The organism is Hydrogenophaga sp. T66 (assembly GCF_057219855.1).
This window is the reverse complement of the sequence record NZ_JBXVVX010000001.1, coordinates 80,784-92,500: the sequence shown is the minus strand read 5'-3', so window position 1 is coordinate 92,500 and position 11,717 is coordinate 80,784. Positions and strand designations below refer to the sequence as shown.

Annotated in this window: 10 protein-coding genes (1 of these 10 only partly in view); 8 read left to right on the top strand and 2 right to left on the bottom strand. The window is 73.8% G+C overall.

Features of this window, described 5'->3' with window-relative positions:
• Together AC2D80_RS00375 and AC2D80_RS00370 are read left to right on the top strand one after the other, a co-directional pair.
• Nucleotides 1–233, top strand: the end of a protein-coding gene (locus AC2D80_RS00375) for an ABC-F family ATP-binding cassette domain-containing protein (RefSeq protein ID WP_484630997.1). 1,660 nt of this gene lie to the left of the window's left edge; 233 of the gene's 1,893 nt are visible here — the last part of the coding sequence; its start codon lies off the left edge, out of view; its stop codon occupies nt 231–233.
• A 24-nt stretch (nt 234–257) separates the two neighbouring features.
• On the top strand, nt 258–2,459 hold the full coding sequence (locus AC2D80_RS00370) for an ATP-binding protein (RefSeq protein ID WP_484630996.1): 2,202 nt from the start codon (nt 258–260) through the stop codon (nt 2,457–2,459).
• Between the two features lie 19 nt (nt 2,460–2,478).
• On the opposite strand, the gene AC2D80_RS00365 is transcribed toward AC2D80_RS00370, so the two are convergent.
• Nucleotides 2,479–3,918 (bottom strand): aminotransferase-like domain-containing protein, encoded by a 1,440-nt coding sequence (locus tag AC2D80_RS00365; protein WP_484630995.1) that lies wholly within the window; start codon nt 3,916–3,918, stop codon nt 2,479–2,481.
• 196 nt (nt 3,919–4,114) lie between these two features.
• On the opposite strand from AC2D80_RS00365, the gene AC2D80_RS00360 reads away from it, so the two are divergent.
• Genes AC2D80_RS00360 through AC2D80_RS00340 form a run of 5 tightly spaced genes read left to right on the top strand, consistent with a single transcriptional unit; the run spans nt 4,115 to nt 8,505 of the window.
• Entirely contained in the window at nt 4,115–4,729 is a 615-nt protein-coding gene (locus AC2D80_RS00360) for a LysE family translocator (protein WP_484630994.1), read from the top strand.
• A complete protein-coding gene (locus AC2D80_RS00355) occupies nt 4,726–5,688 on the top strand; it encodes a DMT family transporter (RefSeq protein WP_484630993.1) in 963 nt (320 codons plus the stop codon). Before AC2D80_RS00360 ends, AC2D80_RS00355 begins: the two co-directional genes overlap by 4 nt.
• Nucleotides 5,685–6,911, top strand: a complete 1,227-nt coding sequence (locus tag AC2D80_RS00350) for an aminotransferase-like domain-containing protein (RefSeq protein WP_484630992.1) — start codon at nt 5,685–5,687, stop codon at nt 6,909–6,911. The genes AC2D80_RS00355 and AC2D80_RS00350 overlap by 4 nt, the downstream gene beginning before the upstream one ends.
• Nucleotides 6,908–7,795: a PhzF family phenazine biosynthesis protein gene (locus AC2D80_RS00345; RefSeq protein WP_484630991.1), complete on the top strand. Its 888-nt coding sequence runs from the start codon at nt 6,908–6,910 to the stop codon at nt 7,793–7,795. Before AC2D80_RS00350 ends, AC2D80_RS00345 begins: the two co-directional genes overlap by 4 nt.
• Nucleotides 7,792–8,505, top strand: a complete 714-nt coding sequence (locus tag AC2D80_RS00340) for a VOC family protein (RefSeq protein WP_484630990.1) — start codon at nt 7,792–7,794, stop codon at nt 8,503–8,505. Before AC2D80_RS00345 ends, AC2D80_RS00340 begins: the two co-directional genes overlap by 4 nt.
• Before the next feature lie 26 nt (nt 8,506–8,531).
• On the opposite strand, the gene AC2D80_RS00335 is transcribed toward AC2D80_RS00340, so the two are convergent.
• Nucleotides 8,532–10,877, bottom strand: coding sequence for a hybrid sensor histidine kinase/response regulator (locus AC2D80_RS00335; RefSeq protein ID WP_484630989.1), 2,346 nt, complete (start codon nt 10,875–10,877; stop codon nt 8,532–8,534).
• 148 nt (nt 10,878–11,025) lie between these two features.
• Here AC2D80_RS00335 and AC2D80_RS00330 point away from each other — a divergent pair, with 148 nt between their 5' ends.
• On the top strand, nt 11,026–11,697 hold the full coding sequence (locus AC2D80_RS00330; RefSeq protein ID WP_484630988.1) for a histidine phosphatase family protein: 672 nt from the start codon (nt 11,026–11,028) through the stop codon (nt 11,695–11,697).
• Nucleotides 11,698–11,717: the final 20 nt, after the last annotated feature.

Sequence of the window (11,717 nt, the reverse complement as noted above, 5' to 3'; positions counted from 1 at the left end):
GATCTGGCCGCAAGTCCAAGCTGAGCTACAAGGAGCAGCGCGAGTTCGACGCCCTGCCGGCGCGGATGGCGGCGCTGGAAGCCGAGCTGGCTGCCATCGACGCCGAGCTTGACGGCGGTCAACTCTTTGGCACAGACGCGGCCCGCGCGACTCAACTCGCCACACGACATGCCGAAATCGAGGAAGAATGGATGTCCGCCCTCGAGCGCTGGCAGGCGCTGGGCGGGGTCTGAGCCTGCCGGATTGCGGAACCCGACTTGCCCTCGTCCTCCACCACCCCACCGTCCAGTGCGCCGGACCGCCTGGCGCACGACCTGCAGCGCGCGCAAAGCGAGCTGAAGCAGGAGCGCGCGCGAAGCCGGCAGCTGCTGGATGAGATCGCGCACCAGCAGCGCGAGCTGGACCGGCTGCGCCACTCGGTGCACCGGGAGTCGAACAGCCGCCTGCTGGCGGAAGAAGCGCTGGATGAAACCCGCGACCGACTGCAGCTGGCCGTGGACGCGGCGGGATTGGCGCTGTGGGACTGGCAGGTGGGCGAAAAATCGGTGTTTCTGTCCGCCCGCTGGGGCGAACTGATCGGCGACGTGGCGATGGACGGCAACTGGGGCGAAGCCGACCTGCGCGCGCGCATCCACACCGACGACATCCCCCGGCTGACGCTCGCCCTGGGCGCGCTGATGGACGGCAGCACCCAGCGCGCGGAGCTCCGGTTTCGCGTGCGGACCGCGCAGGACTGGCTGTGGGTGCAAGGCCACGGCATGGTGGCCGAACACGACAGCAAGGGCGCGCCACTGCGCCTGATGGGCACGCTGGCCGACGTGGACCAGCGCACGCGGGCGGAAGAAGACAGCCGCCACGCGCGCGAGGCGGCCGAGCAGGCCAGCCGGGCGAAAAGCGAGTTCCTGGCCAACATCAGCCACGAGGTGCGCACGCCGCTCAACGCGCTGATGGGCCTGACCCGCATGCTGATGGATTCGCCGCTCAACGGCGAGCAGAAGAACTGGCTGCAGCTGATGGACACGTCGGCGCAGGCGCTGCTGGCGCTGCTCAACGACATCCTCGACCTCTCCCGCATCGAGGCCGGCAAGCTGCAGATCGAGCAGACCCGTTTCGCGCTGGCGCAACACCTACAGGACTGCGTGGGACCGTTTGCCGAGCAGGCGCGCGCCAAGCCGCTGAGTTTCGCGCTGGTGGTCGATCCGGCCTTGCCCGCGTCGGTGCTGGGCGACCCGGGCCGGGTGGGCCAGCTGGTGAACAACCTGTTGTCCAACGCGATCAAGTTCACGCCGCGCGGCGGCCGTATCGAGGTGCGCGCCTCCCTCAGCGACGATGGCCGCCGCTGGCGGCTGGCGGTGCAGGACAGTGGCGTGGGCATCCCGCCCCGGTTGCAGGGCATGATTTTTGAAGCCTTCACCCAGGCCGACGCCTCGGTGGCGCGGCGCCACGGCGGCAGCGGCCTCGGGCTGGCGATCTGCGCGCGGCTGGCCAAGCTCATGGGCGGTACGATCAGCGTCCAGAGCGAGCTGGGCCAGGGCAGCACCTTCACCGTGGAGCTGCCGCTGGACCTGCCGCCCGACACCGGCCACGGCCCGCTGAGCGGACCGGCCGAGCTGGGCGAGCTCGGGCAGGCCGGCCCGCGCTACGCGGGGCTGGTCGTGCTGCTGGCCGAAGACCACCCGGTCAACGAATTGATGATGCGCCAGCTGCTGCTGCGCCTGGGCTGCACCGTGCGCGTGGCCCGCGGGGGCGCGCAGGCGGTGGCGCTGTGGCAGCAAGGCGGCATCGACCTGGTGCTGATGGACGTGCAGATGCCCGGCGTGAGTGGGCTGGAAGCGACCGCGCAGATCCGCGAGCAGGAGCTGCGCCGCAAACTGGCCCGCACGCCGATCGTCGCGGTCACGGCCAACGCGATGTCGGGCGACCGCGAAACCTGCCTGGCCGCCGGCATGGACGGCTACACCGCCAAGCCGGTGAGCCCGCAAGCGCTGATGCGCGAGATGGACCGCGTGTTGCAGCGGCCGGCCCGGGCCGAACCGACCCCGCCGCCGGCCCCGGAAATGGCCCTGCCACCGGCCGAGGCGCCGGCCGCCGCGCCGGTAGCCACGCCCGCGGCCCAGCCCGAACCCCTGGATGTGGCGAAGTTGCGTCGCCGCCTGGACAACGACGAATCCACGCTGCAGCAGCTGGCGCAGGCCATGCGCAACGACCTGCAACTGCGGCAGCGCGGCCTGCAGCAGGCGCTGGCGCAACGCGACGCCGGCGCGGCCATCGCCCACGCCCACGGCCTGAAGGGCGCGCTGGGCAGCATGACCGCCGAGCGCGGCGCCCGCCTGGCCAAAGGCCTGGAACTGGCCGCGCGGGCGGACGACTGGCAGCTCTTCGAGCGGGCGCTGCCGTTGCTGCAGACCGAAGCGCTGCAGATCGATGCCGCGCTGGGCCGCCTGATCGACGGCGGCTGAGGCGCGCCCGGGGCCGGGCTCAGGCCAGCGCGGCCGCGTGGCGCTCGAACACGCGCCAGAAGGCGGCGTCCTGGGTGGTGGCGAAATTGATGCGCATGAGCGTGCTGGGTGCGCGCTGGGCGTGAAACAGCGCGCCGGGCGCGATCAGGTAGCCGTCGTCGAGCAGGCGCTGCGCCAAGGCGTCGGTGTCCACGCCGGTGTCCACCCAGCCAAACAGGCCGACCGGCTCGGCCGCGAAGCGGCAGCCGGCCTGGCGCGCGAGCTGCACGCTGCGCGCGCGGGCGGCATCGAGCCGGGTGCGGATGCGCTCGGCGTGGCGGCGCAACTGGCCCTGCTCGATGCACAGGGTCAGCGCCTTCTCCAGCAGCGCGGGGGTGGTGAGCGTGCTCAGGAGCTTGGTGTCGAGCAGGGGCTCGACCAGGGTCGCCGGCGCCGCGAGAAAACCCACGCGCCAGTTCGGCGCCAGGATCTTGGCAAAACCACTCACGTAGATCGTGCGCTGCAGGCCGTCGAGCGCGCACAGGCGGGTCGCGTGGCCCGGCGCGAGGTGGCTGTAGGTGTCGTCCTCGACGATGTGGAAATCGTGCGCCTGCGCGAGTCGCAGCAGGCGGTGGGCGCTGCCCGGCGACAGACAGTGGCCGGTCGGGTTGTGCAGCACGCTCACGCTCACGTACAGCTTGGGGCGGTGGGTTTCGCAGTAGCGCGCCATGACCGCCAGGTCCGGTCCCTCGGGGCCGCGAGGCACCGGCAGGATGCGCGCGCCCAGCGCGGCCAGCCGGGCGAACTCGACCGCCCAGCCCGGCTCTTCCACCATCACCGGGTCGCCGGCGCGCAGCAGGGTGCGGCTCACGATGTCCAGCGCGTGGGTGGCGCCCACGGTGGTGAGGATCTGCGCCGGGGTGGCCGGGATGCTCAGGCCGTCGAGCTTGTGGGCCAGCACACGGCGCAGGCCGGCGTCGCCCAGCGGCTCACCGTAGTGCAGCGAGGTGTCGTTGAGCGATTGCGCGCCGGTCACGCGGCGCACGGCCGCGGGCATGAAACTGGATTCGAGCCAGTCGGGCGGAAACACGCCCATGCCGGGCTGCGGCAGCTGGCTGACCTGATGGAACATGCCGCGGATCAGCGCGGTGGCATTGACCGGGTGCGGGCTGGGCGCGCGCGGCGCGCCGGACGAATCGGCCGGGTCGGCCGGGTCGGCGGTCTCGCCGGACGCCGCCCCGCGCGGCGCCGGCAGCTCGCGCACGAAAAACCCCCGCTGCTTGCGCGCCACCACCAAGCCCTGGGCGAGCAACTGGTCGTACGCCGCCACCACGGTCGACGGGCTTACGCCGTGCAGCGCGGCACACTGCCGCACCGACGGCAGCCGCGCCCCCGGCGCGAGCAGCCGCTGGCGGATGCGCTCGGCAAAGCGCGTGGCCAGTTGTTCGGTGAGCGACTGGGCGGCGGACTTCATCAGCATCGGGGGCTCCGGGCGGCGGGTGGGCGGGCGGGCAACGCCGCTGGCTGTACTGCCGGGCGCGGCCATACAGCGCAGCAACTGCGCCGGCCAACTGTACTGGTTCTGTACTGACCAGAAGCGTACAGTGGATCGCCTGTTCCGACCAGAACCGCCGGTAGATCCGCTTGAAAAACCGGCCATCTTTGCGTCTCTGTCCATGTCCGCCAGCGAACTGACCGCCCTGCTGCTGTTCTGCACCGCGATGAGCTTCTCGCCGGGGCCGAACACGACCCTGTCCACGGCGCTGGCGGCCAACCGCGGGCTTCGCGGGGCGCTGCCGTTCTGCCTGGCGGTGCCCACCGGCTGGACGCTGCTGATGCTGGCCACCGCGGCCGGTCTGGGCGCGCTGGTCACCGGCGTGCCGGCGCTGCGGCTGGCGCTGCTGGGCGGCGGCGTGGCCTACCTGCTGTGGCTGGCCTGGCGTCTGTGGAACGCCGGCACGCTGGGCGAGGCCGACCCGGCGCGCCTGCGCGTGGGCTTCTGGCAGGGCGTGGGGTTGCAGTTCCTCAACATCAAGGCCTGGCTGCTGGCGCTCACGCTGAGCGCGGGCTGGGTGCTGGCCAGCGGCGGTGCGACCGCGCCCAACCCCGGTGAGCGGCTGGCCATCGTCTGCGCGGTGATGGTGCTGTTTGCCTTCGGCAGCAACTTCACCTACGCGCTGGCGGGTGCGCTGCTGCGCGGCTGGCTGGCGCGCGGGCGCCGCCTGCTCTGGTTCAACCGGGCCATGGCCCTCGTGCTGGTGGCCACCGCCGGCTGGATGACGACCGCATGAACCGCCTGCCGCCCCTGTCCGACGCCCGCCGCGGCCTGCTCCTGGGCCTGCTGGGCGTGACCGTGTTCGCCCTCACCCTGCCCGCCACCCGGCTGGCCACCGGCACCGCCGACGCGCCGCAGCTCTCGCCCTGGTTCGTCACCTGGGCGCGCTGCGCGATCGCGGGCGGCCTGTCGCTGCTGTATCTGCTGGCGGTGCGGGCGCCCTGGCCCACGCCCGCGCAGCGCCGGCCGCTGGCGCTGTCGCTGCTGGGCAACGCGATCGGCTACCCGCTGCTGCTGGCCTGGGCGCTGCGGCACGTGAGCGCGAGCCACGCCGCCGTCATCACCGCGCTGTTGCCGCTGGCCACCGCGGCGGCCGCGGCCTGGCTGATGCACCAGCGCGCGCGGCTGGGCTTCTGGGTGTTTGCGGCGCTGGGCAGCGCGCTGGTGGCGCTCTACAGCCTGCTGCGCGCCCACGCCCAGGGCCACGGCTTCGGCCTCACCTGGGCCGACACGCTGCTCATCGGCGCGGTGCTGGCCGCCTCGCTGGGCTACGTGGCCGGCGCGCAGGTCACGCCCAGCCTGGGCGCCGAGCGCGTGATCAGCTGGGTCTGCGTGATGGCCCTGCCCATCACCCTGCCCGGCGCCTGGCTGACCTGGCCGACGCAGCCGATCGGCGCCAGCGCGTGGCTGGGCCTGCTGTACGTGGGCGTGTTTTCCATGTGGGCCGGCTTCTTCGCCTGGTTCCGCGGCCTGGCCCTGGGCGGGGCGCTGCGGGTGAGCCAGCTGCAGCTGCTGCAGCCCTTCATCAGCATCGCCGCGGCGGTGCCGCTGCTGGGTGAGCCGCTGGATGCGCTCAGCCTGTGGTTCGCCGCCGCGGTGGTTGCCACCGTGTTCCTGGGCCGGCGTTTCGCCGCCGCGCCCCCGTCCGCCCCCACCCCAACCCCCGTGGCGCTGGCCACGAAGGAGCCCGCATGACCGCCCCGACCTGGACCCTGGCCGCCCGTGCCACCCGCATGAACCCCTCGGTGATCCGCGAGATCCTGAAAGTGACCGAGCGGCCCGGCGTGATCAGTTTCGCCGGCGGTCTGCCCTCGCCACAGACCTTTCCCGTGGCCGCGTTCGCCGACGCCTGCCGCACGGTGCTGGGCGACGACGGTCCGGCCGCGCTGCAGTACGCCGCCAGCGAAGGCCACGCGCCGCTGCGCGCGTGGGTGGCGGCGCAGCTGCCGTGGGCGGTGGACCCGGCGCAGGTGCTGATCACCACCGGCAGCCAGCAGGCGCTCGACCTGGTGGGCAAGGTGCTGATCGACCGCGACAGCCGGGTGCTGGTGGAAACACCCACCTACCTCGGGGCGCTGCAGGCCTTCGCGCCGATGGAGCCGCGCATCGAAGGTGTGGCCGGCGACGAGGACGGCATCGACCTCGACGACCTGAGTGCCCGCGCCCCGGGCGCGCGCTTCCTGTACGTGCTGCCCAACTTCCAGAACCCCACCGGCCGCTGCCTGGGCGAAGCCCGCCGCGCCGCGCTCGTGGAGCGCGCGGCCGCGCTGGGTCTGCCGCTGGTGGAAGACAACCCCTACGGCGAGCTGTGGTTCGACCAGCCGCCGCCCGCGCCGCTGACCGCCCGCCACCCCGAGGGCGGCATCTACCTGGGCTCCTTCTCCAAGATCCTGGCCCCCGGCCTGCGCCTGGGCTACCTCGTCGCGCCGGCCGCGGTCTACCCCAAGCTGCTGCAGGCCAAACAGGCCGCCGACCTGCACACGCCCGGCTTCAACCAGCGGCTGGTGGCCGAGGTGCTGAAGGACGGCTTTGCGCAGCGCCACGTGCCGGGCATCCGCGCGCTGTACCGCGGCCAGTGCGCCGCCATGCTCGCCGCGCTCGACGAGCACATGGCCGGCCGCGGCGTGGCCTGGAACGCGCCGCAAGGCGGCATGTTCCTGTGGCTGCGCCTGCCCGACGGGCTGGACGCGATGGACCTGCTGCCGCTCGCGCTGGCGCGCGGCGTGGCCTTCGTGCCCGGCGCCGCGTTCTACCCGGGCGCGCCCGACCCGCGCACGCTGCGCCTGAGTTTCGTCACCGCCACCGAGGCCCAGATCCGCACCGGCATCGCCGCGCTGGCCCAGGCCGTGGCCGAACTGGCCGCCACGCGCCCCGCCGCCTCCCTGCCCGCCACCCCCCACCCGGAGCTGACCGCATGAACGCCCGCCCCTTCGTCCAGGTCGACGTCTTCACCGCCGAGCCCTACCGCGGCAACCCGCTGGCCGTCGTGCTGGATGGCCGCGGCCTGAGCACCGACGCCATGCAGCGCTTCACCGACTGGACCAACCTGTCGGAATGCACCTTCGTGCTGCCGCCCACGCCCGAGGGCGCGGCCGCCGGGGCGGACTACCGCGTGCGGATCTTCTGCCCCGGCCGCGAGCTGCCGTTCGCCGGCCACCCCACGCTGGGCACCTGCCACGCCTGGCTGGCCGCCGGCGGCGTGCCGCGCGGCGCGCACGTGGTGCAGGAGTGCGGCGTGGGGCTGGTCAGCATCCGCCGCGACGGCGAGCGGCTGGCCTTCGCCGCGCCGCCGCTGCGCCGGGGCGGCCCGCTCGACGAGGCGGACCTGGCGCTGGTGGCGCGGGGCCTCGGCGTGGCGCGCGCGGACATCGTGGCCCACAGCTGGTGCGACAACGGCCCGGGCTGGCGCGGCGTGATGCTCGGCAGCGCGGCGCAGGTGCTCGCGCTGCGGCCCGACGCGGCGGTGCTGGCCGGGCTGGAGATCGGCGTGGTCGGTGCGCGCGCCAAGGTGGGCGTCGTGGGCGCCCACGACACGCCCGCCGCCCCCGACGAGCCGGCGTTCGAGGTGCGCGCCTTCTTCCCCACGCAGCAAGGCCTGGTCGAAGACCCGGTGACCGGCAGCCTCAACGCCGCGCTCGCCCAGTGGCTGATCGGCGCCGGTCTCGCGCCGGCGCGCTACGTGGCCGCGCAGGGCACGGCGCTGGACCGCGCCGGGCGGGTCCACATCGAACGCGCCGAGGACGGCACGGTGTGGGTCGGCGGCGCGAGCGTGACCTGCATCGAGGGCACGGTGCGGCTGTGAGCGCCCGACCCACCGCGCCGGCACTCGACCACCTCGTCGTGGCCGCCGACACCCTGGCCGACGGCGTCGCCTGGTGCGAGGCGGTGCTGGGCGTGACTCCCGCGCCGGGCGGCGCCCACGCGCTCTTCGGCACCCACAACCGGCTGCTGCGGCTGGACGGCGCCGACCACGCCTACCTCGAAATCATCGCCATCGACCCGGCGGCCACGCCCACGCGGGCCGCGCCGCTGCGGCGCTGGTTCGACCTCGACGACCCGGTGCTGCGCCACCGCCTGCGCAGCCACGGGCCGCGGCTGATCCACTGGGTCGCCCGGGTGGCCGACGCGGCGGCGGCGGCGCAGGCGCTGCGCGCGCGCGGCATCGAGCGCGGGCCGCTGCTGGCCGCGTCGCGGGCCACGCCCCACGGCGAGCTGCGCTGGCGGCTGACGGTGCGCGACGATGGGCAGCGCCTGTTCGGCGGCGCCCTGCCCACGCTGATTGCCTGGGACGGACCGCACCCGGCGGCCAGCCTGCCCGCCCAGGGCGTGGCGCTGCGCGGGCTGCGGCTGGCGCACGTGCGCGCCGACGGCCTGCGCGGGGCGCTGCAGACGCTGGGGTTTGGTCTGGCGGGTGAGCCGGGCGCCGACGATGCGGTGTCGGTGGCGCCGAACGGGCCGGCCCTGACGGCCACGCTGGACACGCCGCGCGGGCCGGTGACGCTGACGGCCTGACGACCCCGGGGCCGGCCGCAGTCGCCTCAGGCCGGCTGCACGAGGCGGGCCACCACCTCGCAGAACTGCTCGACCGCGTCGGTCTTGAACACCACCTCGCGCACGCCCGCGGTCCGCGCCTGGGCCTGCAGCTCGTCGGTGATGTAACCCGAGGCCACGGCCACGGTCAGCGCCGGGTTGATGTCCAACACCTCGCGCGCCACGTCCAGGCCGGACTGGCCGGGCATGTTGTAGTCGGTGAGCAGCAGCTGATAGGCCTGCGGCTGGGCGCGCACGGCCTCGATCGCGTCGCGCTGGCTGGTGAAGCCGGTCACGCGGTAGCCCCGCCGCTCCAGCAGGCGACGCACGAGGAACACGAGCGTGTCGTCGTCGTCGAGGTAGAGCACGTGGGGCGCGGCAGCGGTGGCGTCGGTCATGGCAGCGGGCGCCGCCGCGGCGGGCAGGCGCTCGGCGATTGTGGGGGCATCGGCCGCCGCCGGCGATGCAATACCCCCGCCGGCGTGTCGAATGTCACCCTCGAGCGCGACAGGTCCGTGGGCCGGAAACCACAGCGAGAAGGTCGTGCCTGCCCCGGGCGCGCTGTCGACCTCGATCGCGCCGCCGTGAACCTGCACGATGCCGAGCACCACCGGCAGGCCCAGGCCCGTGCCCTGTCCGACCGGTTTGGTGGTGAAAAACGGCTCGAAGATGCGCGCGCGCACCGCCTCGTCCATGCCGCAGCCGTCGTCGCTCACGCGCAGCCGCACCGCGCCGGCGCCGGTGCGCGCGAGTTCGGGCGGCCACGCGGGATCGCCGGCCGGCCGGGTGTCGAGCCGCAGGGTGATGCGCCCCTGGCGGCCCTGCAGGGCGTGCAGCGCGTTGGTCCCCAGGTTGAGCAGCACCTGACCGAGCTGGGTGGCGTCGCCCAGCACCGGCGGCACCGCGCCCTCCACCGACTGCACCAGCTCCACGGTGGGCGGCAGCGCGGCGCGCAGCAGGGCGCACGACTCGGCCAGCGTGTCGGCCAGCTGCACGGTGGTGCGCTCCAGCGGCTGCTGGCGGCTGAAGGCCAGGATCTGGCGCACCAGTTCGCGCCCGCGGCGCGCGGCGGTGCGGATCTCGTCCAGGCTCTGGCCGGCCGGGTGGCCGGGGCTGAGGTCCTGCCGGGCCAGGTCGGTGTTGCCCAGGATGGCGGCGAGGATGTTGTTGAAGTCGTGCGCCACGCCGCCGGCCAGCGTGCCCAGCGCCTCCATCTTCTGCGACTGGGCGAGGTGCGCCTGCAGCGCCTTCTGCTGCGACTGGGCCTCGCGCAGCGAGGTGATGTCGATGAAGCTGAGCACCACGTGGCGCAGCGCGCCCTGCGCGTCGGTCTCGGGGTAGGCGTTGCACAGCGCCCAGCGGACCTGCCGCTGCGGCCCCACGGCCACGCCGGCGATCACGTCCTGCACCGGCTGGCCGGTGGCGAGCACGCGCTCGAAGGGCATGTCGTGGCGGCGCATGGGCTGACCGTCCTCGCGCATCAGGCGCCAGCCCCGATCGCGGCCGATGGGCTGCGGCAGCGCGGGATTGGCGCCGGCCTCGCCCCAGCCGAGGAACCGGCGCGCGGCCGAGTTCACGCTGGACAGCGAGCTGTCGGGGCGAAACACCATCACGCCGGCGCTGAGGTTTTCGATCAGCGCGCGCGAGTCGGCCTCGCGCGCGGCCAGCCGCTGGCGGGCGCGCTCGGCCTCCTGGCGCAGGCGGTAGGCCACCAGCGCGTTGTAGCCGGCCACGCGGATCAGCGCGGTGAGCAGGAAATAGAACATCAGCACCGGCGCGGCCACCGGCAGGGTCACCTGGGCCACCACCACCGCCACCACATACCCGGCAATGCCCGCGGCCTCGGCCAGCGTCAGCAGGGTGATCACACGCACTTCCGGCGGCTGCCGTTGGATGGTCAGCGCGCGCATGTCGCGCAGCGTGAGCAGCTGGAAGGCCAGCGTGCTGAAGGCAAACAACAGCTGCCGGACGATCATGACGTCCCACACCAGCACAAAAGCGGTGTGCACCGCCGCCACCGCGGCCAGCGCGGCGGCGACGCGGCCGCTGACCAGCGGCAGGCTGTTGTGCGCCCGCCAGCCCAGCCACATGGCGGCGAAGCTGGCGGCGTAGCCGGTGTTGCTCAGGGGGATCGACAAGGCGTCGGGCCACACGCCGCGCGTGGCCAGGCCGATGGTGCCGACGATCGACAGCAGCGCGGCGACCGACCACCAGGCGGGACCGCCCAGGGTGGGGTAGCGGCGCGCCTGGGCCAGGAAGGCCACGGCCATCAGCGCGTCGGCGGCCACGCGCAACGCGATCAGGGTGGGCAAGTCAAACAGCATCGGGTTCGTGGGCACCAGTCGTGGGGCCATTGAAGCACAGCCCCGGACGGGCCAATCCGCGGAAAAACGAGGACGGCCCGGCCCATCGGGACGCGGCGTCGCCGCCGGGACAATCCCGGCCGACCGCCGTCGCCGCCGGGACAAAGCACCCCGGCGGCGGCCGCACAGAATCCGCGCCATGGGAACCCTCTACCTCGTGCGACACGGCCAGGCCTCGTTCGGCGCGGCCGATTACGACCAGCTCAGCGAGCTCGGCCAGCGGCAGGCCCAGCGCCTGGGCGCCTACTGGGCGCAGCGCGGCCTGCGCATCGACGCGGTGATCACCGGCTCGCTCAAGCGCCACGCGCAGACCTGGGCGGGCATCGCCGAAGGCGCCGGCGTGGACAACGCGCCGCGGGTGTGGCCGGGTCTCAACGAGTACGACAGCGAGGCGGTGATCCGCGCCATCCACCCGCAGCCGCTGGACAAGCCCGACACGCCCGAGCGCTACCGCCACCACTTCCGGCTGCTGCGCGACGGCCTGGCGCAGTGGATGGCCGGCACGGTCAGCCCGCGCGGCATGCCGAGCTATGAGGCGTTTGTGCAGGGCATCACGTCAGCGCTGGACCACGTGCGCGCGAACCATGTGGGCCAGAACGTGGTGATCGTCTCCAGCGGCGGTCCGATCTCCACCGCCGTGGGCCACGTGCTGGGCCTGAGCCCGGAGGCGACGATCGAGCTCAACCTGCGCATCCGCAACAGCGCGGTCACCGAGTTCCAGTTCAACCCCAAGCGACACAGCCTGCTGACCTACAACACGCTGCCGCACCTGGACGACCCGGCGCTGCGGGACTGGATCACCTACGCCTGAGGCGCCGCGGCGCACCGCCC